Here is a 23,709-nt window from a genome sequence, read left to right as displayed (position 1 = left end):
TCGCGCCGGTAGCGAGGTTAGTACCGGCGCGCCACCTCCGACCAACCTGCCGGCGGACGGGGGTCGGTCCTGCGGCGCGTGCGGTGTCCGGCCGGCGGGCGCGTACCCTTGGGCATCATGAGTGCCCCGTCCACGACACCGCGCGACGCCGCGGCCATTTCCGTCTGGCCTCGGCTGGAGCCGCTGCTGCCCCAGGTGACCAAGCCCATCCAGTACGTCGGTGGCGAGTTGGGCGCGGTGGTCAAGGACTGGGACGCGGCGACCGTCCGCTGGGCGCTGATGTACCCCGACGCGTACGAGGTCGGCCTGCCCAATCAGGGCGTGCAGATCCTCTACGAGGTCCTCAACGAGCTGCCCGACGTGCTCGCCGAGCGCACCTACGCGGTCTGGCCCGACCTGGAGAAGCTGATGCGCGCCCACGGCGTGCCGCAGTTCACCGTCGACGCGCACCGCGCGGTGCGCGCGTTCGACGTGTTCGGCATCTCCTTCTCCACCGAGCTGGGCTACACCAACCTGCTCACCGCGATCGACCTGGCCGGCATCCCGATGCTCGCCGCCGACCGCACCGACGCCGACCCGGTGATCGTGGCCGGCGGCCACGCCGCGTTCAACCCGGAGCCGATCGCCGACTTCATCGACGCCGCCGTGCTCGGCGACGGCGAGGAGGCGGTTCTGGAGATCACCACGATCGTCCGGGAGTGGAAGGCGGAGGGCTCGCCGGGCGGCCGGGACGAGCTGCTGCTGCGGCTGGCCCGCACCGAGAGCGTCTACGTGCCGCGCTTCTACGACGTCGACTACCTGCCCGACGGCCGGATCCAGCGGGTCGTGCCGAACCGTCCGGACGTGCCGTTCCGGGTGCACAAGCGCACCACGATGGACCTGGACGCCTGGCCGTACCCGAAGAAGCCCCTGGTCCCGCTCGCCGAGACGGTGCACGAGCGGTACGCGGTGGAGATCTTCCGGGGCTGCACCCGCGGCTGCCGGTTCTGCCAGGCCGGCATGATCACCCGGCCGGTCCGGGAGCGCTCGATCACCACGGTCGGCCAGATGGTCCGCGACGGCCTGGAGTTCTCCGGCTTCCACGAGGTCGGCCTGCTGTCTCTGTCGTCGGCCGACCACTCCGAGATCGGCGACATGTGCTCCGGCCTCGCCCAGCAGTACGAGGGCACCAACGTCTCGCTCTCGCTGCCGTCGACCCGGGTGGACGCGTTCAACATCGACCTGGCCCAGGAGCTGTCCCGCAACGGTCGGCGCACCGGTCTGACCTTCGCCCCCGAGGGCGGGTCGGAGCGGATCCGCAAGGTGATCAACAAGATGGTGTCGAAGGAAGACCTCATCCGCACCGTGGTCACCGCGTACACCAACGGCTGGCGGCAGGTGAAGCTCTACTTCATGTGCGGCCTGCCGACCGAGACCGATGAGGACGTCCTCGAGATCGCGGACATGGCGCACGAGGTCATCAAGGCCGGCCGGGCCGCCACCGGGTCCAAGGACATCCGTTGCACGGTCTCCATCGGCGGGTTCGTGCCGAAGCCGCACACCCCGTTCCAGTGGGCCCCGATTGCGCGGCCGGAGGTCATCGACCACCGGCTCCGGCTGCTCAAGCAGGCGATCAACTCCGACCGCTCGCTGGGTCGGGCGATCGGCTTCCGCTACCACGACGGCGAGCCGTCGCTGATCGAGGGCCTGCTCAGCCGCGGTGACCGCCGGGTCGGCGCGGTGATCCACAAGGTCTGGGAGAACGGCGGCCGGTTCGACGGCTGGAGCGAGCACTTCTCGTACCAGCGCTGGGTGGAGGCCGCCACCGAGGTGCTGCCGACCTTCGGCGTGGACCTCGACTGGTACACCACCCGGGAGCGCGACGAGCTGGAGGTCCTGCCCTGGGACCACCTCGACTCCGGGCTGGACAAGGACTGGCTCTGGCAGGACTGGCAGGACTCGCTCTCCGAGTACGAGCAGGACGACTGCCGGTGGACCCCGTGCTTCGACTGCGGGGTCTGCCCGTCCATGGACACCGAGATCCAGATCGGCCCGACCGGTCGGAAGCTGCTCCCGCTGACCCCGGTCAACGGCGGCGGCCTCAAGGTGCCGCCCGCGACGGCGGCGTCCACGGCCTGACGTCGCCGCAAGCCCCGCCGCAAACGCACCCGGCGGGGCGTCGCGCCACGGGGTGCGATGACTCCAGGTCGGTCCGCTACCGTGTCCGACGTCGGCCCGCCGGCGTCGGACGCCCCGCGTCCGGCGGTGTGAGTGGTGCCGAGAACTGGCCGCGGGGCGATCGTGGGGGACGCTGGTGCTGCAGACCGGTACGGAGCAGGACATCGACGCACGACCGTCGGTGACGGAAGAGGGGGACGAGCCGCAGCGCCGTAGCGGCCCGTCCCGACGCCTCGTCGTCGTGCTCCTGGTGCTGGGCTACCTGGCCAGCGTGGCGTGGCGGGTGTGGCTGTCCCGCTCGGTCGTCGTCCCCATCGCGCACACCGACGAGGACAGCTACCTCAACGCCGCGCGGGTCTTCGCGGGCGGTCCGGGCGGCTTCAGCTCGGAGAACGGGGCCCTGCGCCGGGCCGGGTACCAGTTGCTGATCTCGCCGGCCTTCCTCGGCGAGCACTCCTTCACCGTCAGCTACGGGCTGGTCCGGGTGATCAACGCGCTGGTCAACTCGGCGCTGCTGCCGCTGGCCTACCTGCTGGGCACCCGGGTGCTGGCGATGCCGCGCGGCCGGGCCCTGGCGGTCGCCGTCGTCGCCGCCACCATGCCGGCCACCATCTTCTACTCCCTCATGGCGCTGACCGACTCGGTGCTCGCCGCGCTCACGGTCGCCTGGATCCTGCTGCTGGCCCTGTGGCTGCGCCGCCCGGAGCGGATGCTCGCGGCGTTCGGCGCCACGGCCGCCGCCGGCGCGTACTACCTGATCCACGTTCGTGGGGTGGTCATCCTCGCCGTGCACGTCGGCGTGGTGCTGGTCTGGGCGGTGCGCCGCCGGCTGGGCTGGCGCCCGCTGGCGGTCGCCCTCGCCACCGTGGCCGCCGCCGTGGTGGGGAACCAGGTGCTGATCGCCCTGCTCGGCGACAAGCTGCTGCTGGCCGGTGCCAGCCCGGGCGGGAGCACCGTCGACGCGCTGCTCAGCTCCAAGGGCGCCGGGTTCGTGCTGGCCAGCCTCACCACCCAGCTCTGGTACGTGCTGACGATCACCTGCGGGATGGCGGCGCTGGGCTGGTTCTCCGCCGTCCGGCTGATCACCCGCCGTTCGGTCGACCCGGCCCGCCGCTGGATGGCGGTCGCCGCGCTGGCCGCCACCCTCGGCGTCGCGCTGGGCTGCGCCCTGATCCTGGTCGGGGTCCCGTCGGCCAGCCGGGACGCGGTGTACGCCCGCTACATCCACGCCTTCGCGCCGCTGTGGCTGGTCTTCGGCCTGGCGGTCGTCTTCGCCGCCCGCCGGCGGGCCCTGCTCACCGGCTGGCTGGCTGCCGCCGCGCTGACCGCCGCCGGTGGCGGCTTCGTCGCCTGGCGGGTCGCCCTGGAGCAGCGGCACGGTTCGCCGCTGCGCTACGGCGTCTTCGCGGCGCCCGACCTGATGGCGATGACCGCCGGCTGGGCCGGGATCCGGCCGCTGCTGGGCACCGCCATCGCGCTCGTCGGTGGCACCGCCATCGTGCTGCTGTGCCGCCTGCGCTGGGGCTGGCAGCCGGTGCTGGCGCTCGCCGTCGCCGGCAACCTGGTGATGATGGGCCTGCTCACCGTCCGGGTGCTGCACCCGTACAGCGTCCTGTTGAAGCCCAGCCCGTCGCTGACGTCGCTGGGCCTGCGCGACGGCGAGCGGGTGGCCACCAGCAGCGCGTACCACCTCGGGATCCGGCTCAACCACGAACACGAGATCACCTGGACGGCCGTGCCGAACTTCGTGTCGGTGCCGCCCGCGTCGGCGCAGGTGGTGATCGCCCGCTGGTATCCGGACCCGAAGGACGAACGGCACCGCTGGGACTGGAACGGCACGAAGTACGGCTTCCACCGCGTCGGCGGGAACGCCGAACAGCATTGGGCGCTCTGGCGCCGCGACGGCTGACCGTTCCCCGGCCCGCACCGGGCCCGGCGGGGACGGCAGCGACGAAAACCCGAGCAAGGAGCACGACGATCAGCAGGAAACCACAGCCGGAGGGCGGGCAGGCGCCCGTCGTCCAGCGGATCCGGATCCGGTACGCCAAGCGAGGGCCGCTGCGGTTCACCTCGCACCGGGACTTCGCCCGGGCCTTCGAGCGCGCGCTGCGCCGGGGCGGCATACCGGTCGCCTTCTCGCAGGGCTTCACCCCGCACCCGAAGATCTCCTACGCCAGCGCCGCTCCCACCGGGGTGGCCAGCGAGGCGGAGTACCTGGAGATCGGCCTCCAGGCGGTCGTCGACCCGGAGCAGTTGCGCGCCGCGTTGGACGCCGCGCTCTCGCCCGGGCTGGACGTGCTGGACGCAGTGGTGGCTGCCGGCGGCAGCCTCGCCGACCGGATCGAGGCGTCGCACTGGCGGATCGAGCTGCCCGAGGTCGACCAGGCCGTCCTGGAACGGGCGGTTTCCGCCTTCGTCGCCGCGGACGAGGTGCAGGTCGAGCGGATGACCAAGCAGGGCCGGCGCACCTTCGACGCGCGGGCCGCCGTCATGCGCATCGATGTGCTGCCGCCGACGGAGACGCCTTCCGGGGACCCGGGCGTGTCGTGTGCGATACTCGAACTGGTCGTGCGGCAGGTCACCCCGTCCGTACGGCCCGATGACGTCCTTTCCGGCCTTCGCGTGGTGGCCGACCTGGAGCCGCCGGTTCCCCCCAGGGTGATCCGGCTGGCTCAGGGCACGTTGACCGCGCAGGGCGAGATTGTGGATCCGTTGGACGCGGACCGCGGCGGGGCATCCATCGGAGAGCACTGACCCACGTCAGTGCTCTGGCAGGCAGACTTCGGCGGTCGCGCACCTCGCGCGATCGGCGGAAACACTTTTGCGGCAACCCTGCGTGGCAGCGCTCACCCGCGCCCGGGGCAGCCAGAACTGGAGAACGTCCATGCTCGAGAACGAGCCCGAGGGCGGCGAACGGACCGGTTCACAGCCGGCCGGCGACACCGCCGACAGCACCGCCGACGGCACCACCCCGGAGGCCGCGCCGACCCGTCGGCGCACCACCCGGCGCCGGGCGGCGGCCCCACTGAACCAACCGGAGCAGGTCGAGGCGCCCGCCGAGGCGCCGGCCGGCTCGGCGTCCGCCACCGACGAGACGCACCAGGCCGAGGTGCTGGCCCCGGTCGCCGGTGAACTGGACACCGCGCCGAAGACCACCCGTCGCCGACGCAAGGCCACCCCCGCGAAGGCGGCCGAGGAGCCGGCGGTCGCCGCCGAGGCCGAGGAGGCCTCCGCCGAGGTCGTACCGCCGGTGAAGGTGACCCGTACCCGCCGGAAGAAGGCGGCCCCCGCGGCGGCCGAGGCGGCCGCGGAGACCTCCGCCGAGCCGGTGGGGGTCGCGGCCGAGACGCCGGTCGAGCCCCCCGTCCCGGCGGCCGAGCCGGTCGAGGCCGAGGAGGAGGAGCCCGCCGTCGAGGCGGCGGCGCCCACCGAGCCGACCGTGGCCGACCGGCCCGCGCAGCCCGCCGCCGAGCCCACGACCCCCGAGCCGGGGGTCGCCGCCTCCGGCGCCGAGAGCCGGTCCGGCGACGTTCCGCCCGGTGTCGCCGTTCCCGGTGGCGAGCAGGCCGAGGTGACCGAGCCCGCACCGCGCACCCGGCGCCGGCGGGCCACCATCGCCGCGCCCACCGTGCTCTTCATGGCCCCGCAGGCGGAGGAACTGCCCACCTTCCGGGTCGTCGAGCCCGGCCCGGTCGCGGAGCCGGTCGCCGAGGAGCCGGCCGAGACCGGCCGGCGGCGCCGACGGGCCCGCCGGGAGGTCGAGCCGGTCGAGGCCGCCGAGCCGGTCGAGGCCGAGGAGGAGGAGCCCACCGGCGAGGCCGAGGAGGGCGCCGAGGAAGAGGACGAGGACGAGGCCGCCGCCGCTCGCCGCCGCCGTCGTCGCGGGCGCCGGGGCCGCGGTCGCGGCAAGGGCGGTGCCGACGACACCGAGGACGACGAGGCCGAGGAGACCGCCGAGGCGGAGGCCGAGGCCGGCGAGGCCGAGGAACCCGAGGAGGAAGAGGGCGAGGGCGACGGGATGACCCGCCGCCGGCGCCGTCGCCGCCGCCGGGGCGCCGGTGAGGTCGAGGGGGCCGTCGAAGACGGCGTGCCCACCGTGGTCAAGATCCGCGAGCCGCGCCGGGCCGTCGACGAGGTGCAGGGCGTCTCCGGCTCGACCCGGCTGGAGGCCAAGCGGCAGCGCCGACGGGACGGCCGCGAGCAGCGCCGTACCCGCCCGCCGATCCTGAGCGAGTCGGAGTTCCTGGCCCGCCGGGAGGCGGTCGACCGGGTGATGGCCGTCCGCCAGCGCGGTGACCGGACCCAGATCGCCGTCCTCGAGGACGGCGTGCTGGTCGAGCACTACGTCACCCGCAACTCGTCGGCCACCATGGCCGGCAACGTCTACCTCGGCAAGGTGCAGAACGTCCTGCCGAGCATGGAGGCGGCGTTCGTCGACATCGGGCGCGGCCGCAACGCCGTGCTCTACGCCGGTGAGGTCAACTGGGACACCACCGGCCTGGAGGGGCGGGCCCGCTCGATCGAGCAGGCGCTGCGCTCCGGCGACTCGGTGCTGGTGCAGGTGACGAAGGACCCGATCGGGCACAAGGGCGCCCGGTTGACCAGCCACATCGCGCTCTCCGGCCGGCACCTGGTCTACGTGCCCAACGGCAACGCCTCCGGCATCAGCCGCAAGCTGCCGGACAACGAGCGCAAGCGGCTGCGCGACGTGCTGAAGAAGCTGGTGCCGGACGGCGCCGGCGTGATCGTCCGGACGGCCGCCGAGGGCGCCACCGAGGACGAGCTGGCCCGCGACGTCAAGCGGCTCCAGGCGCAGTGGGAGGACATCCAGGCCAAGGCGGCCGAGGGCGGCGCCCCGGTGCTGCTCTACGAGGAGCCCGACCTGGTCATCCGGGTCGTCCGGGACCTGTTCAACGAGGACTTCCGCGACCTGGTCATCGAGGGCGAGCAGTCGTACGACATGGTCGAGTCGTACCTGTCGCACGTCTCGCCGGACCTGGTCGCCCGGCTGCGCCGGCACGTCGGCACGAGCGACGTGTTCGCCGAGTACCGGATCGACGAGCAGATCATCAAGGGGTTGGACCGCAAGGTCTTCCTGCCCTCCGGTGGTTCGCTGGTGATCGACCGGACCGAGGCGATGACCGTCGTCGACGTCAACACCGGCAAGTACACCGGCTCCGGGGGCAACCTGGAGGAGACGGTCACCCGCAACAACCTGGAGGCGGCCGAGGAGATCGTCCGCCAGCTGCGGCTGCGCGACATCGGCGGCATCGTGGTGATCGACTTCATCGACATGGTGCTGGAGTCCAACCGTGAGCTGGTGCTGCGCCGGCTGACCGAGTGCCTCGGCCGGGACCGGACCAAGCACCAGGTCACCGAGATCACCTCGCTCGGCCTGGTGCAGATGACCCGCAAGCGGATCGGCGCGGGCCTGCTGGAGGCGTTCAGCGAGCCCTGCGAGTGCTGCAAGGGTCGGGGTGTGGTCATCCACACCGAGCCGGTGCCGGAGAAGCCGCGCACCGGCGGCCCGGCGGAGAAGGTCAAGGCGGTGGCCGCCGCGGTCACCGCCCCGGCCGCCGAGCAGGCCGTCGGCGGCGCGTCGTCCCGGCGCCGGGCCCGCAAGGGCGCGGTGCCCGCCGAGCGCACCGTGGTGGAGACCACGGAGAGCCCGGAGCAGGCCGACCCGGCCACCGACTCCGAGTACCACGACACCATGGGCTACGACCTGTCCCGGTACGAGGCAGACACCGCCGCCGCGCCGGCGGTCTCCGACGCCCAGGAGGGCGAGTCCGCCCGGCTGGCCGGGTCGGACGACCCGGACGCGATCGGCGACTCCGAGGAGGAGAGTGGCGAGGGCGGCACCGGCCGGCGCCGCTCCCGCCGTGGCGGCGCCCGTCGGCGGACCCGGCCGTGAGGCGCTGAGCGCCCGACGTCCAGCAGGGCCCCTTCCCCGGTGATCGTGCCGGTGGGAGGGGCCCTGCCGCGTCTCCCGGGCCGGGGCTACGATCGGTCACCCCCCGGCTAGGAGAAGACCCATGCGCCGCCTGCTCGCCGCCACCGTGGTGACCGCCGTCCTGTTGACCGGCTGTTCCGACGACCGGACGGGCGGCACCCCCGGCCGGGCGTCGTCCGCCCCGCCCCTCGGCGCGTCCGCCCTGCCCACCGTCGTCCCGTCGGTGCCCGTCAGCGGCTCCCCGGCCGGCGGCAACGGGCCCCGGATCTGTGCGGAGGCCGAGCAGGCCTCGTCGACGGCCGTCCGGACGTACGTCGAGGAACTGGGCAAGATGATCGCGGCGGTCGGGGCGAACGACAGCACGGGGGCGGAAACCGCCCGGAAGCGGGCCGAAGCCGCGTTGACCACCTGGCGTACGACGCTGCGCAGGGAGGCCGCCCGGGCCACCGATCCGCAGCTGAAGACCCTGCTGGCGGACCTGGCCACCGAGGTCGGCATGCTCGGCACCGACGTCGAGTCGATCGACGAGACCGAGCTGGACCGGCTCCAGCAGCGCCTCGACCAGCTCTGCGCCCGCTGACCGGCGGTGGTGTCGGCGGGCCCGGTTTGGGAGTCGGCCGGTCCATGGCGTACCCTTTCCTGCGGCGCACTTTGGTGTGCCGAGTTCCCGCGTGCCCGCGCCGCCGGTGTCACTGCTACCCGACGAGTCGCCGTGGGAACGACCGCCAGCAGCCTCAACGACAGGGAGTCCGCCTCCGATGTACGCGATCGTCAAGACCGGCGGCAAGCAGTACAAGGTCGCCGAGGGCGACGTGATCGAGGTCGAGAAGCTCGCCGGTGCCCCCGGCGACGCGGTGAAGCTCACCGCGGTGCTCCTCGTCGACGGTGACGACCTGGTGACCGACGCGGCAAAGCTTGCCTCGGTCGCGGTGTCCGGCGAGATCGCCGCGCACACCAAGGGCCCGAAGATCCGGATCCACAAGTTCAAGAACAAGACCGGCTACCACAAGCGCCAGGGTCACCGCCAGCCGCTGACCCAGGTCAAGGTGACCGGCATCTCCAGCGGGAAGTAGGTCGTCCTCCAATGGCTCACAAAAAGGGTGCGTCCAGCTCGCGTAACGGTCGTGACTCCGCGGCCCAGCGACTCGGCGTGAAGCGCTTCGGTGGTCAGGTCGTCAGCGCGGGTGAGATCCTCATCCGTCAGCGTGGCACCAAGTTCCACCCCGGTGACCTGGTCGGCCGCGGCGGGGACGACACGCTCTTCGCGCTGTCCGCCGGTGCGGTCCAGTTCGGCACCAAGCGTGGTCGCAAGACCGTCAGCATCGTGCCGCAGCAGTAGTGCTCTGGCGAAGCGGGCCGCGGACCTCGAGTCCCGGCCCGCTTCGTCTTTTTGCTTGCGGGGGCGTACCCCGCTGGAAGGATTGGCGTCGTGACGACGTTCGTTGACCGGGTCGTCCTGCACATGCAGGCCGGCGACGGCGGGCACGGCTGTGTCTCCATCCACCGGGAGAAGTTCAAGCCCTTCGGCGGCCCCGACGGGGGCAACGGCGGGCACGGCGGCAGCGTGTCGCTGGTGGTCGACCCGCAGGTGACCACGCTGCTCGACTTCCACTTCCGTCCGCACCTCAAGGCCGACAACGGCAAGGGCGGCGCGGGCTCGAACCGGGACGGGGCCAACGGCCACGACCTGGTGATCAAGGTGCCGAACGGCACCGTCGTGCAGACCCTCGACGGCGAGGTGCTGGCCGACCTGGTCGGCGCGGGCACCACCTTCGAGGCGGCCCGGGGCGGCCGTGGCGGCCGGGGCAACGCCTCGCTGGCCAACGCCCGGCGCAAGGCTCCCGGCTTCGCCGAGCTGGGCGAGCCCGGTGACCGGCTGGACGTGGTGCTGGAGCTCAAGAGCGTCGCCGACGTCGGCCTGGTGGGCTTCCCGTCCGCCGGCAAGTCGTCGCTGATCTCGGTGATCTCCGCCGCCAAGCCGAAGATCGCCGACTACCCGTTCACCACCCTGGTGCCGAACCTGGGCGTGGTCCGGGTCGACAACCACACCTTCACCGTCGCCGACGTGCCGGGCCTGATCCCGGGCGCGGCCACCGGCAGGGGGCTGGGGCTGGAGTTCCTCCGCCACGTCGAGCGCTGCGCCGTGCTGGTGCACGTGGTCGACACCGCGACGCTGGAGCCCGGCCGGGACCCGCTCGCCGACATCGACACCATCGAGGCCGAGCTGGCCGAGTACGGCGGCCTCGCCGACCGGCCCCGCCTGGTCGCGCTGAACAAGGTCGACGTGCCGGACGGGCAGGACCTCGCCGACATCGTCCGACCCGACCTGGAGGAGCGCGGCTTCCGGGTGTTCGACGTCTCCGCCGCCACCCGCGAGGGGCTCAAGGAGCTCATGTACGCGATGGCGGAGCTGGTCGACCAGTCCCGCAAGGCGGCGCCGCCGGCCGAGCCGACCCGGATCGTGATCCGCCCGAGGGCGGTCGACGACGCCGGCTTCACCATCGAGACCGAGGGTGACGGCTCCTTCACCGTCCGGGGCACCCGCCCGGAGCGCTGGGTCCGCCAGACGAACTTCGACAACGACGAGGCGGTCGGCTTCCTGGCCGACCGGCTGGCCCGCCTCGGCGTGGAGGAGAAGCTGGCCAAGGCCGGCGCCAAGCCGGGCGACCTGGTGCGCATCGGCGAGCGCGAGTTCGACTGGCAGCCCACCCTCTACGCGGGCGTCGACTTCGTCCCGGGCAACCGGGGCACCGACGTCCGGCTGGAGGAGAAGTCGAACCGCCTCTCGGCGGCCGAGCGGCTGGCCGCCCGCAAGGCGCGCCGGGTGCGCCCCGAGGGCGAGGGCGAAATCGAGGCCGGCGGCCTGGACGCCGACGTGTCGGACGACGACGACGAGGACTGGGAATAGCATCATTCCGGCCGGGTCGGGGTCGGTCGCCGGAAACCACCGCGAAATCGGCGCGATCTAGCGTGGGGTGATGCTGATCGAGTCCCGTCCCGCTGACGACCCGGAGATCGCCGCCCTGGTCGTCGCCCAGCAGCGGGAGTTGCGCGAGGCCGACGGCGGTCTGGACGGCCAGGCCACCATCACCCACGACGACATCCACTACCTCGCGGTGGTGCTCGCCGGCCGGGCGGTGGCCTGCGGCGGGGTCCAGGCGCTCGACGCCGGGACCGGCGAGCTGAAGCGGATGTACGTCCGGCCGGCGTACCGGGGGCGGGGCATCGCCCGGCAGTTGCTCGGCGCGCTGGAGGAGTTGGCGTTCCGGCGCGGGCACTCGGTGCTCCGCCTGGAGACGGGGAGCTACCTGCCGGCCGCGATCGGGCTCTACACCTCCTGCGGCTACCAGCCGATCCCGGTCTACGGCGAGTACGTCGACAACCCGTACAGCGTCTGCTTCGCCAAGCGGCTGCCGGTCGCGGCCTGAGCCGCGCTCCTGCCGGCCCGGGCGAGAGTCAGGCGCCGGTCTCGGCGTGCGCGGCGGTGACCGGCTTGGACTCCGGCGAGGCGTGCTGACGCAGGAAGATGCTCAGCACGATCAGCGTCCCGACGGCCAGGAACTCGCTCTGCCAGTTCTGCATCGACTGGAACCAGAAGTCGCTGGTGCCGAGGAACTGCCAGGCGCTGATCGGGGCGGCGCCGCTCTGCAACGCCTGCTCCTCGTTGTACTCGACGACCCCGCCGAGCAGGTGGCCGACGAACGAGCCGAGGAAGATCAGCAGCAGGGCCAGGGAGAGGCTGTTGCGGTAGACGGCCAGCGGTAGCCCGCCGGCGCGGACCGGCCATGGGGAGTCGGGCGTGGCGCGGCGCGCGTCGTCCTCGGGGCGGTCGGTCTGGTCCTCCGGCTTGGACTCGGCCGAGCCCTTCTGCACCAGGTACGCGGTGAGCAGCACGTAGCCGCCCATCTGGAGGAACTCCGACTCCCAGTTCTCGAAGACGGACTCGGCGAAGTGGCCGCTGCCGAGGTACGCCAGCCAGCTCAGCGGTTGTGCGCCGTACTCGGACAGCTCCTCGTTGTGGGTCTGCCAGCCGAAGATGCTCTGCAGGATGAGGAAGACGACGAACGCGCCCAGCATCGCGACGCTCAGCGCGTTGGTGCGGATCCAGCGGGGCATCACGACCTCCTCGTCAGTGCCTGACGATGATTCCGATGCCCCGGCCGCTGCCTGGTCAAACTCCGACACTCCGGGCCATCTGCGCAGCTCGCACGCGGCACCACGTGATCAGGGGCGGTCGATCGGGGTGTCCAGCCGGCCGCCGGTGCCCGCGTCGTTGGAGAGCAGCAGGCCGGTCGCGAGCATGCCGAAGCCGAGCGCCAGGTGCAGCCAGTTGTCCGCGTCGTTGATCGGGATGAAGTTCGCCGTGCTCTCCAGGTCGATCGCGAAGCCGTAGAGCCAGAGTCCCAGGTAGGCGGCGCCGCCACCGGCCAGGAAGAGGCGGGCGCCGCCGACCGAACGGGCCAACACCAGTCCGGCCAGGCCGAAGAGCAGGTGCAGCAGGTTGTGCAGGACCGACACCTGGAACAGGCCGAGCAGCTTCGCCCCGGAGTGGTGACCGGCGAAGGTCAGGTCGCCGTAGCCGGTGGTGATCCCCGGGACGAAGCCGAGCACGCCGATGGCGACGAACACCGCGGCGATCGCGGCGGCCACCAGCTGGATCCGCGGCTTCGGTCCGGCCGCGGCGCGTCCACGCGCGTCACGCGCCATCGATGTCACCTCCGTGCTGCGGTTGCCGGCCGGAGCCGGACGACCCTCCATTGTGTGACCGGGACGGGTGGGTTGCGCAGAGAAATGACGAATCAGGCATGGACTACGCGACTGGGGGTAGGGATTTGGACACGCCGACCTGAACGGTCGGCGGGATCCCCCAAGCGCAGAACCGCGACGAATGTCCGAGCGGAAGGGAAATCATGACCTACGATCTTTCACCCACGTCTTCCACGTACGGGCAGCCTCAGAGCAACGGCGGCGGTGTCCGGGACCAGGCCCGCCAGGTCGGCTCCGACGCCGCCAACGCCGGTGGCGCGGTCGCGCAGACCGCCAAGGAGCAGGGTCACGAGGTGGTCGGCGAGGCCAAGCGCCAGGCTCGCAACCTCTACGGCGAGGCGCGCAACCAGCTCGCCGGCCAGACCTCGGAGCAGCAGCGGCGGGCCGCCGGTGGCCTGCGCTCGCTGGCCGACGAGATGCGCTCGATGGCGCAGACCGGCCAGGGCGGCCCGGTGACCGAGCTCGCCCACCAGGCGGCCGACCGGGTGCACGGCGTCGCCGGCTGGCTGGAGGAGCGGGAGCCGGGTGACCTGCTCAACGAGGTGAAGAGCTACGCCCGCCGCAACCCGGGTACCTTCCTGGTCGGCGCGGCCCTGCTGGGTGTCGTCGCCGGCCGGCTCACCAAGGGCCTGACCTCGGCGGGCGACAGCCCGACCGGCAGCCACGGCCGGTACGGCTCGACCGGCGCCAACGGCTACGCCGACCCGGACGCCACGGCGGTCATCCCGACCCCGCCGGCCCCGCGCGCGATGCCGGACGCCGTCCCGCCGGGCGGCTACCTGGACCCGACCCCCGGCACCTACGCCGAGCCGGACCCGGGCTACTCCGGTCAGGGTGCTGCCTACCCGGACCGTGGCACCACCACCAGCTACGCCGACCCGGTGGGTGGCACCGGTCAGCCGCTGCCGCCGGTGAGCGAGACCGACCCGCTGCCGGGCGTTCCGTCCAGCGGCACCAACCGTCCGTGAGCGTACGAGTCATCCGAAGGGAGGCGGCGGCATGAGCATGCCGACGCAGGGGTCCGGGTTGGACTCCGGGTACCACCCCGCGGGTGCCCCGCACACCGCGGACGAGGTGAGGGGCAGCTCCATCGGTGACCTGATGCGATCGGTCACCACCGACCTGTCCACCCTGATGCGGCAGGAGGTGGAGCTCGCCAAGGCCGAGATCCGCCAGGAGGGGAAGAAGGCGGGCAAGGCCGCCGGCTTCTACGGTGGCGCCGGCTTCGGCGGCTACATGGTGGCGCTGTTCGTGTCCATCGCCGTGTGGCAGTTCCTGGACAACGTCATGGACTCGGGCCTGGCTGCGCTGATCGTGGCCGTCGTCTGGGCCGTGGTCGCCGCAGTCCTCTACTCGAAGGCCAAGAAGAACGCGGAGCGGATCCGCGGCCTCAAGCAGACCAACGACAGCGTGCAGCAGATCCCCGACGCGCTCAAGCCGCACCCGGAGGGAGTCACCCGATGAGCACCGACCCCGACCAGATCCGCCGGGAGATCGAGGCCACCCGCAACAGCCTCAGCACCGACGTGGACGCGCTGGCGTACAAGGTCAGCCCCAGCCGGATCGTCGACGACCGTAAGCAGCGGGCGCGCAACGCGCTGCAGAATGTGAGGGACAAGGTTATGGGTACCGCTTCCGACCTCGGCCACGGCACCGGGCACGCCGCCCACGCGGCCGGTGGCCACGCCTCCTCGGCGGCCTCCACCGTCAGCGACAAGGCCCACTCGGCCGCGTCGACGGTCAGCGACAAGGCCCACTCGGTCGGCGACGCCGCCCAGCGGGCGCCGCAGCTGATCCGGCAGAAGTCCGAGGGCAACCCGCTGGCCGCCGGCCTGATCGCGTTCGGCGTCGGCATGCTGGTCTCCTCGCTGGTTCCGGCCACCCGTCGCGAGCAGGAGCTCGCGACGCAGGTCAAGGAGAAGGCGGGCGAGCACAGCGGCGTCGTCAAGGAGAAGCTGAGCGAGGTGGCCAGCGAACTCAAGGAGGAGCTGCGCGAGCCGGCGCAGCACGCCACCGAGTCGGTGAAGTCCACCGCGCAGGACGCCGTGCACGCGGTCAAGGACGACACGAGGTCCGCCGCGCACGACGTCAAGGACTCGGCGCAGCAGTCGCGCGAACAGGTCCGGTACTGATCGGGACCACTCGTACCCGCAGCTCGCGGCCACTCCCGGCGTTCGCCGGGGCGTGGCCGCGAGCTGTTTCGCAACCCGCCCCCTCCCGCGATCTTGCAGTTGCGGCCCGCGAGATGTCGCTTATGAAATTTTCGCCGGGGCCGAAGGTGCAAGATCGCGGGGGGCCGGGCGGAGGTCAGCGTGGGCGAGGGGAGTGCTGGTGGCGGAGGGTGCGGAGGGGGGTGGCGGCGCGGGGGATTCGGGTGCCGGCGTAGGCGGCCCCGCCGGTCAGCCGGCGGCCGACGGCGATCCAGGCGCAGACGCCGCGTTCCAGCAGCCAGAGCGGGGCGGCCAGGGCGGTGGCCGGTGGGAAGACCGCCGCGCCGCCGGCCCGTCGTCGGCCGCACTCGGCGAGCGCCGCGGTCGTCACGGCGGCCGCCAGCAGCAGGCCCGACCGGCGGGTGGCGACCGCGGCCGCCACACCGGGCAGCACCGCCAGCGAGACCAGCAGCCGGGCCGGCTGGGCCAGGTCGTCGTACGCCTGGCGGACCCGCTGGCCACGGAAGTGCGCGGCGGTCGGGGGGAGTCGGCGCACGTGCAGCCAGGGCGGGGCGACCTCGGTCCCGCCGTACGCCCGCACCGTCCGGACCAGTTCCAGGTTCTCGAAGAGCACGTCCGGGTCGTAGCCACCCATCGCCTGGAAGGTGCTCCGGCGCACGGCGAGGGTACCCGGCCAGTCCGCGGCGAGGGCCCGGTTGAGCAGCGTCCGGCCGGTGTCCCACCAGGCGTGCCAGGGCAGCGGGTCGAAGTAGTTCTGCGGGCGGACCAGGTCGAACGCGCCCAGCAGCCGGTGCGCTGCCCGCAGCCCCGCCTCGTCGTAGCGGACGTCGTCGTCGGCGATCACCACGTGCTCGTGCCGGGCCGCCGCGACCCCGGTCAGCACGCCCCGGACCTTGCCGTTGACCCCGCGGACCGCCGGGCCGGGGGCGAGGTGCCGGACCAGGCCGTGCCAGGCCCCGGCGTGCCGGGCGAAGACCTCCGGCGGGGAGCCGTCGACCACGGTCACGTCGACCAGCCGGGCGAGGTCGCGCAGGTAGCCGGTCAGTTCGGGCAGGGCCTCGTCGTCCGGCCAGCGCAGCGGCAGGACGTACTCGACGGGGAGCCGGCCTGGTGGGGCGCCGGCGGGGGCGGACGGCAGGTGACCGGCACGGGCGGTCGTACGGGGTGCGGTACGGGGGGCGCTTCGGCCATGGAGGAGTGACATCGACGGCTCCCTACTCGGTGGTGATCGCGGCATGCCCGCGATCGGATCGGTCAAACCGGGGCGTTTCGACGGCGTCTCGACGGGTAGCGGCTGTGGATGCGGGAGTCCATCCCCGGGCCCCGGGTGGAGGAGACGTGATGACCAGCAACGGAACGAGGTGGGCGCTGCTCGGCGCCAGCACCGTGACCGCGGTCGGGGTCGGCCGGATGGTGGCCCGCCGGCGCCGCCGCCACCAGCCCGACCGGCAGAACGGCTGGTACGTGGTGCGGCGCGGGATCACCGTCGACCGCCCGATGGACGCCGTCATCGGCTTCTGGACCGACCGGGAGCGGCTGGACCGGGCCCTGGCCGAGTGGGCCACCCTGGAACAGCTCGCCGACAACCGGTGGCGTTGCGTGGCCCGCGACCCGGCCGGCGGTGGCACCGAGTGGCGTGCCGAGATCACCGTCGACGGCCCGGGCCGGCTGAGCTGGGCGGTCACCGACAGGCCGTTCCGGCAGCAGGGCCACGTCGACCTGGCCCCCGCCCCGCAGGACCGGGGCACCGAGATCCGCGCCGAGCTGCGCTACCGGGTGGGCGGGCCGCTGCGCCGGGCGATCGGCCTGGCCCGGGGCCACGACCCGGACCTGGGCCTGCGCGACGCGCTGCGCCGGATCAAGTCGCTGGTCGAGTGCGGCCAGATGATCGAGACCCGGCACGACCCGTCCGGGCGCACCCCGACGCAGGAGGCGGCGACCGACAAGGTCCGAGAGGCGTTGACGACGGGAGGACGGCCGTGAGGGCGCTCTGCTGGGAAGGGGTCGGCAAGCTCGCGGTACGGGACGTGCCGGAGCCGCGGATCCGCGCCGAGGGCGACATCGTCGTCAAGGTCCGGGCCAGCAGCGTCTGCGGCTCCGACCTGCACCTGATCAACGGCTTCCTGCCGGCGATGCGGGAGGGCGACATCCTCGGCCACGAGTTCATGGGCGAGGTCGTGGAGACCGGGCCCGCCGTGCAGCGGCTCAAGGTCGGCGACCGGGTGGTGGTCGGCTCGGTGGTGGCCTGCGGCGGCTGCTGGTACTGCCGCACCGAGCAGTACTCGCTCTGCGACAACTCCAACCCGCAGCCGATCATCCCGGAGAAGCTCTGGGGCCACTCGCCGGCCGGCATCCTCGGCTACTCGCACGCCGCCGGCGGCTACTCCGGCAGCCACGCCGAGTACATCCGGGTGCCGTTCGGCGACGTGGGCGCGTTCAAGGTGCCCGACGGGGTGGCGGACGACGCCGCGGTCTTCGCCTCCGACGCCATGCCGACCGGCTGGATGGCCGCCGACCTATGCGGCCTGAAAGGTGGCGAGGTGGTGGCCGTCTGGGGCGCCGGCGGGGTGGGCCAGATGGCCGCCCGCGCCGCCCAGCTGCTCGGCGCGGAACGGGTCATCATGATCGACCGGCTGCCGGAGCGGCTCGCCGCCGCCGCCGACCGGCTCGGCGTGGAAACCGTCAACTACGCCGAGACCGACGTGCTGGAGGCGCTGCGTGAGATGACCGCCGGCCGGGGCCCGGACGCCTGCATCGAGGCGGTCGGCATGGAGGCGCACGACGTCGGCCCGATCTACGCGTACGACAAGGCCAAGCAGACCGCCCGGCTCCAGACCGACCGGCCCACCTCGGTCCGGCAGGCCATCATGGCCGCGCGCAAGGGTGGCACGGTCAGCATCGTCGGCGTCTACGGCGGGCTGGTCGACAAGTTCCCGCTCGGCGCCGCCATGAACAAGGCCCTGGTGCTGCGGATGGGGCAGATGCACGCTCCGCGCTACATCCCGATGCTGCTGGACCGGCTCGCCGCCGGGGAGATCGACCCCGGTTACCTGGCCACCCACCCGATGTCCCTGGAGGACGGGGTGCGCGGCTACGAGATCTTCGAGAAGAAGCAGGACGCCTGCCTGCGTAGCGTGCTGCACCCGGCGGTCTGACCGATTAGGCGGGGCGTGCGTCGATTCGACCACCGGCGGCGGGGTACAGCACCCGTCATGACACCGGAGATCGATGAGACGCCGCCCCGCGCCGGTGCCGCGACCCGGGCGTTCACCGGCAGCGCGGTCGCCCTGGTGGTGGCCGGCACGGTCGCCCTGCTGACCCGCCAGCCGTGGCTCTTCCCCAGCCTCGGGCCCGCCGTCATGCTCCACGTCGAGCAGCCCGGCAAGCCCGAGTCCTCGCCGCGCAACACCGTGATCGGCCACCTGGTGGCGTTGCTAGCCGGGTACGCCCTGCTCGAGCTGACCGGCCTGGCCGACCACCCGTCGGCGCTCGTGGAGGGGGTGTCGGCGCCGCGGATCCTCGCCGCCGCGGGCTCCCTCGCGGTCACCGCCGCGGTGCTGGTGCTGCTGAACGCCGCGCACCCGCCGGCCGGCGCGACCACCCTGATCGTGAGCCTCGGCCTGCTGCACACCCCCACCCAACTGATCATCGCGTTCGGCGCGGTCCTGCTGGTGACCGTCGTCGATGTGCTGTTCAACCGGGCCACCGGCCGCCAGATGCCGCTGTGGGGCTCGTCGTCGAAGGAGGACTGAGAGATGGTGGACCGGATCGCCGACCCGTGGGGTCCGCGCACGCCGTACGGGCCGGGCGAAAAGTGGCCGGTACGGGTGGACAGCTTCCTCGCCGACGGACGTACCGAGGCCGATGTGGAGCGCTGGATGCCGAGCGCGTCGATCCTGCACTCCAACGGGGACGCGATGGACATCGCGGTGGCCGGCGGCCGGATCGTCGGGGTACGCGGCCGGGCCGGCGACCGGGTCAACCACGGTCGGCTCGGCCCCAAGGACCTCTACGGCTGGCAGGCCAACCACAGCCCGGACCGGCTGCGCCACCCGCTGGTGCGCGACGGCGACCGGCTGGTCGAGACGGACTGGGACACCGCGATGGGCCGGATCGTGGCCCGCTCGAAGGAGCTGCTGGACGGCCCGGGCGGCTGGGGACACTTCGGCTTCTACACCAGTGGCCAGCTCTTCCTGGAGGAGTACTACACCCTCGGGGTGATCGGGAAGGCCGGCATCGGCACCCCGCACATGGACGGCAACACCCGGCTCTGCACGGCCACCGCCGCCGCGGCGCTCAAGGCGAGCTTCGGCACCGACGGGCAGCCCGGGTCGTACACCGATGTGGACCACTGCGACGCGATCGCACTCTGGGGGCACAACGTCGCGGAGACCCAGACGGTGCTCTGGACCCGGATGCTGGACCGCCGGCGCGGGCCCAACCCGCCGGCGATGCTGGCGGTCGACCCGCGTGCCACACCGGTGGCCCGGGAGGCCGACCTGCACCTGCCGATCCGCACCGGCACCAACCTGGCGCTGCTCAACGGCCTGCTCCGCGAGCTGATCCACCGCGGCTGGTACGACGAGGCGTACGTGCGGGCGCACACGGTCGGCTTCGACGAGCTGTGCCAGGTGGTCGAGGACTACCCGGTGGCGAAGGTCGCCGAGATTTGCGACCTGCCGGCCCGGGACGTCGAGCGGGCCGCCGAGCTGCTCGGCCACGCGGACCGGCTGCTCTCCACCGTGCTTCAAGGCTTCTACCAGTCCAACCAGGCGACCGCGGCGTCCTGTGCGGTCAACAACCTGCACCTGGTGCGCGGCATGATCGGCCGGCCGGGCGCGGGGATCTACCAGATGAACGGCCAGCCCACCGCGCAGAACAACCGGGAGTGCGGCGCCGACGGCGACCTGCCCGGGCTGCGCAACTGGGAGAACCCCGACCACGTCGCCGAGCTGGCCCGGCTCTGGAACGTCGAGGTGGACACCATCCCGCACTGGTCGCCGCCGACCCACGCCATGCAGATCTTCCGGTACGCCGAGCAAGGCTCGATCAAGCTGCTCTGGGTCTCGGCCACCAACCCGGCCGTGTCCCTGCCCGACCTGGCCCGGATCCGGCGGATCCTGACGAAGCCGGAGCTGTTCCTGGTCGTCCAGGACCTCTTCCTCACCGAGACCGCCGAGCTGGCCGACGTGGTGCTGCCCGCCGCGACCTGGGCCGAGAAGACCGGCACCTTCACCAACGTCGACCGGACCGTGCACCTGTCCGAGAAGGCGGTCGACCCACCCGGCGAGGCCCGCGCCGACCTGGACATCTTCCTGGACTACGCGCGCCGGATGGACTTCCGGGACCGCGACGGCGACCCGCTGATCCGGTGGACCGGGCCGGAGGAGGTGTTCGAGGCGTGGAAGGAGTGCTCCCGCGGGCGGCCCTGCGACTACACCGCGATCACCTACGACCGGCTGCGCGGCGGCGGCATCCAGTGGCCGTGCACGCCGGAGCACCCGGACGGCACCGAGCGGCTCTACACCGACGGGGTCTTCCACACCGACCCGGACTACTGCGAGACGTACGGGCACGACCTGGCCACCGGGGCCGAGCTGCTGCCCGACGAGTACCGCGCGAAGCAGCCGGCCGGGCGGGCGTTCCTGCACGCGGCGCCGTACCAACCGTCGCCGGAGGTACCGAGCGACGAGCATCCGATGCTGCTCACCACCGGCCGCACGGTCTACCAGTTCCACACCCGGACAAAGACCGGCCGAGCCCCCCAGCTGGAGCACGCCGCCCCGGAGGTCTGGGTGGAGCTCAACCCGGACGACGCGCGCCGGCTCGGCGTGGGGGAGGGCGACCAGGTCCGGGTGGAGTCGCCGCGCGGCGCCGTCCGGGCCCGGGCCCGGATCTGCGGGGTACGCCCCGGCGTGGTCTTCCTCCCCTTCCACTACGGCTACTGGGACGCCGCCGGGCCCGCCGGACCCGGCCCCGGCGCTCCCGGGGAGGCCGGCGCCGGTGACCGGCACACCCGGGCCGCCAACGAGCTGACCATCACCGCCTGGGATCCGGTCTCCAAGCAGCCGATCTTCAAGGTGGCCGCGGTCCGGGTGGTGAAGGAGGCCGACTCCGGTGGCCGTCCCGCGCCCGCGCCCACCGTGGGCGGCTGCGCCCCGCCGGACGACGCCGGCATCCCCGCCACAGTCGGCGGACCGGCCGCCGAGGCCCGATCGGAGGTGGCCTGAGATGCACCTCGCCCACTACCTCGGCCTGCTGCACAAGGCGCAGAATCGGCTCGGCGACGCGTTCGTCGAGGTCGGCCAGGCGCACCGGGAGGAACCGGACGTCTTCCACACGTGTGAGAAGTTGGCCACCCAGTGCCGCCAGCACGCGGAGAAGCTGGCTCCCTTCGCCCACCGGTACGCCGAGGACGCCCCGGCCGAGCCGGACCGGCTGCACTCGGAGCTCTTCTCCGGCACGCGTACCGGCGGCATCGGGCTGCTGCGCGACCTCCAGGACCTCTACCTGATGGCCGCCGAGTGCGACATCTGCTGGGCGGTGGTCGGGCAGGCCGCGTACGGCGCCCGCGACGAGGAGCTGCTGGCGGTGGTGCGGACCTGCGAGGGGGAGACCGCCGTCCAGCTGAAGTGGCTGCGGACCCGGATGAAGCAGGCCGCCCCGCAGGCCCTGGTGGTCGCCGACTGAGGTCGTCCGGCACCGGCTCCATCGCCTGCTGGACGACCGGGGGGTCGTCCTAGTCGACGTGGCCGTCCTGGTCGATGCGGCGGACGTCGTCGATGAGGAAGCCGCTGGGCGGCATCGTCGGCATCCGGCTGAGGTCCAGCGACAGGTCCTGCGGGGGCACCTCGTAGCGCATCGAACCGGTCAGCAGGGTCACCGCCCGCTTCATCAGCTCGATGGTGATCCACTCGCCGGCGCAGCGGTGCCCGCCGAGGTGCTCGCCACCGCCCTGCGGCACGAAGCCGTACGGGTCGTCCCGCCAGCCGGTGAAGCGCTCCGGGCGGAAGCGTTCCGGCTCGGGCCACAGTTGCGGGTGGTGGTTCGTGCCGTACAGGTCGAGCAGCACCCGCCGGCCCTGCGGGAAGTGCTGCCCCCGCCAGTCGAAGGAGCGCCGGACCCGGGCGGCGGCCACCGGGAAGAACGGGTAGTAGCGGCGGACCTCCTGGACGAAGCACTCGGTGACGTCGGCACCGGCGCGGACCCGTTCCCGCCAGGACGGGTGGTCGTGCAGGGCCAGCGCGGCGAAGACCACGTACCGGTCGACGGCGACGGTCGGGCGCAGCACGTTGAGCAGCTCCACCGCGGCGATCCGGCGGGGCAGCAGGCGGCCCTGCCCGTCCCGGTGCTCGGCGATGGTCCGCAGCGCGCTGCCCTCGGCGGCGGGCAGGGTGCCGACCCGGGCCCGCTCGATCAGGTCGCCGACCCAGCGCTCGCCCCGGCGGCGGCCGAGCACCCCGCGCCAGTGCCGGGGGCCGACGGCGGCCGGACCGTCGATCATCGCGTGCAGGTCGTCGGTGCGCCGGGCGACCTCCGGCTCGGCCAGCGGCACCCCGGCCCAGGCGCAGACCGCCCGGGTGAGGATCCGGCCCACCTCGTCGTAGAGCCCCACCGGGCCGGACCGCTCCCACGCCGGGACGCGGGCCTGCCACTCGTCGGTGAAGAGCCGGACCAGCTCGCGGATCCCGGCCGGCGTCATCAGCGACAGGAACATGCCCTTGCGGTCGCGGTGGGCCGGCCCGTCCAGCCCTTGGACCCCGCGGCGCCCGGTCAGCGTCCGCTGCCCCCGTACCGGCATGGCGCCCTCCCGGACGAAGCGTTCCGGGTCGTAGAAGAGCACCGCCGCCGGCCGGCCGCGCAGGCAGATGGTCGGTTCCAGCAGCAGCCGGGTGGTGAAGATGTCGCTGCCGTAGCGGTCGCAGCGGGAGCTGATGTAGCGGTATCCCTCGCGGAGGAACGCCAGCGTGCTCTCCGGGCTGCGGTCGGCGGGGACGGTGGTGGCCATCGGCTGCTCCTGACACGGACGACGATCGGCCGAGCTGGTCGGCCGGGTACGTCTACCCGGGTCGAGGCGGCCGAATCCCCTCGGGCGCGGGGAGGCCGGCGGGACCCGCGGCCGGGGTGTGGGCCAGCGGACGGGTCGTTCGCTGGCCCCTCCCAGGACGCCGGAAACCTGGTTGGGTCGTTCCCGGGTGGGCGGCGGATGCCCGGCCGGTGTCGACGACGGGGAGGACCGATGCGGGAGGACAGGCCGCCGTACTGGCGGCAGCGGCGGGCGGTGGACGGCATCGGCGGCCGGGGCGGGGCCGGCCCGCGGCCGGGGGACGCCCCGCTCATCCGGTCGCCCCGGCGGGCGACCCGGTCGCCCCGGCACTTCACCGCCCACCTCGGGTTCGAGGCCGACGGGCCGGAGCAGGCCCGCGACCTCGCCGTGGCGTACGCCGAGGCGCTGAGCCTGCTCCGCCCGGAGCTGGCGCTCGGCGCGGCCGCGCTCTCGCCGGCCGACGCCTGGCACCGGGCGGCGCGGCTCTTCTGTGGCGCGGTCGGCCCCGACGGCGAGCGCTGCACCGACGTGGCCGACCATCCCGGTTTCCATCACGCCCCCGGCCCCGGCGGGCTCGGCTGGGGCGAGGGGGACGGGTGAGCCGGGTCCGGCGG

Annotated in this window: 22 protein-coding genes; 18 read left to right on the top strand and 4 right to left on the bottom strand. The window is 73.2% G+C overall.

From position 1 onward, the window contains the following. The first annotated feature begins 117 nt into the window (after positions 1 to 117). The 9 genes from AC5RWQ_RS12905 (at position 118) to AC5RWQ_RS12865 (ending at position 11,538) form a co-directional block, all read left to right on the top strand. Positions 118 to 2,118 (top strand): TIGR03960 family B12-binding radical SAM protein, encoded by a 2,001-nt coding sequence (locus AC5RWQ_RS12905; RefSeq protein WP_334490990.1) that lies wholly within the window; start codon positions 118 to 120, stop codon positions 2,116 to 2,118. Positions 2,119 to 2,293: 175 nt separating this feature from the next. Further along, the gene (locus AC5RWQ_RS12900) at positions 2,294 to 4,066 is read left to right on the top strand and encodes a hypothetical protein (RefSeq protein ID WP_494282958.1); all 1,773 of its coding nucleotides are present in this window, start codon (positions 2,294 to 2,296) and stop codon (positions 4,064 to 4,066) included. A gap of 125 nt (positions 4,067 to 4,191) precedes the next feature. Continuing rightward, positions 4,192 to 4,911 carry a TIGR03936 family radical SAM-associated protein gene (locus AC5RWQ_RS12895; RefSeq protein ID WP_494282983.1) on the top strand — a complete coding sequence of 240 codons (720 nt, stop codon included), beginning with the start codon at positions 4,192 to 4,194 and terminating at the stop codon, positions 4,909 to 4,911. Between the two features lie 130 nt (positions 4,912 to 5,041). After that, a complete protein-coding gene (locus tag AC5RWQ_RS12890) occupies positions 5,042 to 8,071 on the top strand; it encodes an Rne/Rng family ribonuclease (RefSeq protein ID WP_494282957.1) in 3,030 nt (1,009 codons plus the stop codon). 121 nt (positions 8,072 to 8,192) lie between these two features. Next, entirely contained in the window at positions 8,193 to 8,690 is a 498-nt protein-coding gene (locus AC5RWQ_RS12885; RefSeq protein ID WP_494282956.1) for a hypothetical protein, read from the top strand. Between the two features lie 178 nt (positions 8,691 to 8,868). After that, positions 8,869 to 9,183, top strand: coding sequence for a 50S ribosomal protein L21 (rplU, locus tag AC5RWQ_RS12880; protein ID WP_088960746.1), 315 nt, complete (start codon positions 8,869 to 8,871; stop codon positions 9,181 to 9,183). An 11-nt stretch (positions 9,184 to 9,194) separates the two neighbouring features. Beyond that, the gene (rpmA, locus tag AC5RWQ_RS12875; RefSeq protein ID WP_088960747.1) at positions 9,195 to 9,449 is read left to right on the top strand and encodes a 50S ribosomal protein L27; all 255 of its coding nucleotides are present in this window, start codon (positions 9,195 to 9,197) and stop codon (positions 9,447 to 9,449) included. Between the two features lie 90 nt (positions 9,450 to 9,539). After that, positions 9,540 to 11,018 (top strand): GTPase ObgE, encoded by a 1,479-nt coding sequence (gene obgE / locus AC5RWQ_RS12870; RefSeq protein WP_494282955.1) that lies wholly within the window; start codon positions 9,540 to 9,542, stop codon positions 11,016 to 11,018. Between the two features lie 70 nt (positions 11,019 to 11,088). Beyond that, the gene (locus tag AC5RWQ_RS12865; RefSeq protein WP_494282954.1) at positions 11,089 to 11,538 is read left to right on the top strand and encodes a GNAT family N-acetyltransferase; all 450 of its coding nucleotides are present in this window, start codon (positions 11,089 to 11,091) and stop codon (positions 11,536 to 11,538) included. Between the two features lie 28 nt (positions 11,539 to 11,566). On the opposite strand, the gene AC5RWQ_RS12860 is transcribed toward AC5RWQ_RS12865, so the two are convergent. Both AC5RWQ_RS12860 and AC5RWQ_RS12855 read right to left on the bottom strand, forming a co-directional pair. Further along, positions 11,567 to 12,226 (bottom strand): DUF6766 family protein, encoded by a 660-nt coding sequence (locus tag AC5RWQ_RS12860; protein WP_494282953.1) that lies wholly within the window; start codon positions 12,224 to 12,226, stop codon positions 11,567 to 11,569. A 108-nt stretch (positions 12,227 to 12,334) separates the two neighbouring features. Then, entirely contained in the window at positions 12,335 to 12,817 is a 483-nt protein-coding gene (locus AC5RWQ_RS12855; protein ID WP_494282952.1) for a DUF4383 domain-containing protein, read from the bottom strand. 203 nt (positions 12,818 to 13,020) lie between these two features. Here AC5RWQ_RS12855 and AC5RWQ_RS12850 point away from each other — a divergent pair, with 203 nt between their 5' ends. Genes AC5RWQ_RS12850 through AC5RWQ_RS12840 form a run of 3 tightly spaced genes read left to right on the top strand, consistent with a single transcriptional unit; the run spans position 13,021 to position 15,009 of the window. Then, positions 13,021 to 13,845, top strand: a complete 825-nt coding sequence (locus tag AC5RWQ_RS12850) for a hypothetical protein (RefSeq protein WP_494282951.1) — start codon at positions 13,021 to 13,023, stop codon at positions 13,843 to 13,845. A gap of 31 nt (positions 13,846 to 13,876) precedes the next feature. Beyond that, entirely contained in the window at positions 13,877 to 14,341 is a 465-nt protein-coding gene (locus AC5RWQ_RS12845; RefSeq protein WP_494282950.1) for a phage holin family protein, read from the top strand. After that, on the top strand, positions 14,338 to 15,009 hold the full coding sequence (locus tag AC5RWQ_RS12840; protein WP_494282949.1) for a DUF3618 domain-containing protein: 672 nt from the start codon (positions 14,338 to 14,340) through the stop codon (positions 15,007 to 15,009). The genes AC5RWQ_RS12845 and AC5RWQ_RS12840 overlap by 4 nt, the downstream gene beginning before the upstream one ends. Before the next feature lie 175 nt (positions 15,010 to 15,184). Here the strand turns inward: AC5RWQ_RS12840 and AC5RWQ_RS12835 are convergent, their stop codons facing one another. Continuing rightward, positions 15,185 to 16,252, bottom strand: a complete 1,068-nt coding sequence (locus AC5RWQ_RS12835; RefSeq protein WP_494282948.1) for a glycosyltransferase family 2 protein — start codon at positions 16,250 to 16,252, stop codon at positions 15,185 to 15,187. A gap of 137 nt (positions 16,253 to 16,389) precedes the next feature. On the opposite strand from AC5RWQ_RS12835, the gene AC5RWQ_RS12830 reads away from it, so the two are divergent. From AC5RWQ_RS12830 to AC5RWQ_RS12810, 5 genes are read left to right on the top strand one after another with little or no spacing between them, the layout of a single operon-like run. After that, positions 16,390 to 17,031: an SRPBCC family protein gene (locus AC5RWQ_RS12830; RefSeq protein WP_494282947.1), complete on the top strand. Its 642-nt coding sequence runs from the start codon at positions 16,390 to 16,392 to the stop codon at positions 17,029 to 17,031. Beyond that, positions 17,028 to 18,203: a zinc-dependent alcohol dehydrogenase gene (locus AC5RWQ_RS12825; protein WP_494282946.1), complete on the top strand. Its 1,176-nt coding sequence runs from the start codon at positions 17,028 to 17,030 to the stop codon at positions 18,201 to 18,203. Before AC5RWQ_RS12830 ends, AC5RWQ_RS12825 begins: the two co-directional genes overlap by 4 nt. Before the next feature lie 57 nt (positions 18,204 to 18,260). Then, complete coding sequence (locus AC5RWQ_RS12820; protein WP_494282945.1) at positions 18,261 to 18,800, top strand: HPP family protein; 540 nt, start codon at positions 18,261 to 18,263, stop codon at positions 18,798 to 18,800. A gap of 3 nt (positions 18,801 to 18,803) precedes the next feature. Then, positions 18,804 to 21,278, top strand: a complete 2,475-nt coding sequence (locus AC5RWQ_RS12815) for a molybdopterin oxidoreductase family protein (protein ID WP_494282944.1) — start codon at positions 18,804 to 18,806, stop codon at positions 21,276 to 21,278. A 1-nt stretch (position 21,279) separates the two neighbouring features. Beyond that, complete coding sequence (locus AC5RWQ_RS12810; RefSeq protein ID WP_334490964.1) at positions 21,280 to 21,738, top strand: hypothetical protein; 459 nt, start codon at positions 21,280 to 21,282, stop codon at positions 21,736 to 21,738. A gap of 49 nt (positions 21,739 to 21,787) precedes the next feature. Here AC5RWQ_RS12810 and AC5RWQ_RS12805 read toward each other — a convergent pair whose 3' ends face one another. After that, positions 21,788 to 23,056, bottom strand: a complete 1,269-nt coding sequence (locus AC5RWQ_RS12805) for a cytochrome P450 (protein ID WP_494282943.1) — start codon at positions 23,054 to 23,056, stop codon at positions 21,788 to 21,790. Between the two features lie 231 nt (positions 23,057 to 23,287). Between AC5RWQ_RS12805 and AC5RWQ_RS12800 the strand changes: the two genes are divergently transcribed. Further along, positions 23,288 to 23,695: a hypothetical protein gene (locus AC5RWQ_RS12800; protein ID WP_494282942.1), complete on the top strand. Its 408-nt coding sequence runs from the start codon at positions 23,288 to 23,290 to the stop codon at positions 23,693 to 23,695. The last annotated feature ends 14 nt before the right edge of the window (positions 23,696 to 23,709 follow it).

Source organism: Micromonospora sp. BS32 (genome assembly GCF_059089345.1).
This window is presented reverse-complemented; position numbering and strand designations above follow the sequence as displayed.

Coding starts and splice junctions, on each gene's coding strand:
- AC5RWQ_RS12810 (WP_334490964.1), top strand. CDS start 21,280: ATGCACCTCGCCCACTACCTCGGCCTGCTGCACAAGGCGCAGAATCGG.
- AC5RWQ_RS12860 (WP_494282953.1), bottom strand. CDS start 12,226: ATGCCCCGCTGGATCCGCACCAACGCGCTGAGCGTCGCGATGCTGGGC.
- AC5RWQ_RS12815 (WP_494282944.1), top strand. CDS start 18,804: ATGGTGGACCGGATCGCCGACCCGTGGGGTCCGCGCACGCCGTACGGG.
- rpmA (WP_088960747.1), top strand. CDS start 9,195: ATGGCTCACAAAAAGGGTGCGTCCAGCTCGCGTAACGGTCGTGACTCC.
- AC5RWQ_RS12855 (WP_494282952.1), bottom strand. CDS start 12,817: ATGGCGCGTGACGCGCGTGGACGCGCCGCGGCCGGACCGAAGCCGCGG.
- AC5RWQ_RS12890 (WP_494282957.1), top strand. CDS start 5,042: ATGCTCGAGAACGAGCCCGAGGGCGGCGAACGGACCGGTTCACAGCCG.
- AC5RWQ_RS12845 (WP_494282950.1), top strand. CDS start 13,877: ATGAGCATGCCGACGCAGGGGTCCGGGTTGGACTCCGGGTACCACCCC.
- AC5RWQ_RS12820 (WP_494282945.1), top strand. CDS start 18,261: ATGACACCGGAGATCGATGAGACGCCGCCCCGCGCCGGTGCCGCGACC.
- AC5RWQ_RS12840 (WP_494282949.1), top strand. CDS start 14,338: ATGAGCACCGACCCCGACCAGATCCGCCGGGAGATCGAGGCCACCCGC.
- AC5RWQ_RS12885 (WP_494282956.1), top strand. CDS start 8,193: ATGCGCCGCCTGCTCGCCGCCACCGTGGTGACCGCCGTCCTGTTGACC.
- AC5RWQ_RS12805 (WP_494282943.1), bottom strand. CDS start 23,056: ATGGCCACCACCGTCCCCGCCGACCGCAGCCCGGAGAGCACGCTGGCG.
- AC5RWQ_RS12835 (WP_494282948.1), bottom strand. CDS start 16,252: ATGTCACTCCTCCATGGCCGAAGCGCCCCCCGTACCGCACCCCGTACG.
- AC5RWQ_RS12865 (WP_494282954.1), top strand. CDS start 11,089: ATGCTGATCGAGTCCCGTCCCGCTGACGACCCGGAGATCGCCGCCCTG.
- AC5RWQ_RS12850 (WP_494282951.1), top strand. CDS start 13,021: ATGACCTACGATCTTTCACCCACGTCTTCCACGTACGGGCAGCCTCAG.
- AC5RWQ_RS12800 (WP_494282942.1), top strand. CDS start 23,288: ATGCGGGAGGACAGGCCGCCGTACTGGCGGCAGCGGCGGGCGGTGGAC.
- AC5RWQ_RS12905 (WP_334490990.1), top strand. CDS start 118: ATGAGTGCCCCGTCCACGACACCGCGCGACGCCGCGGCCATTTCCGTC.
- rplU (WP_088960746.1), top strand. CDS start 8,869: ATGTACGCGATCGTCAAGACCGGCGGCAAGCAGTACAAGGTCGCCGAG.
- AC5RWQ_RS12830 (WP_494282947.1), top strand. CDS start 16,390: ATGACCAGCAACGGAACGAGGTGGGCGCTGCTCGGCGCCAGCACCGTG.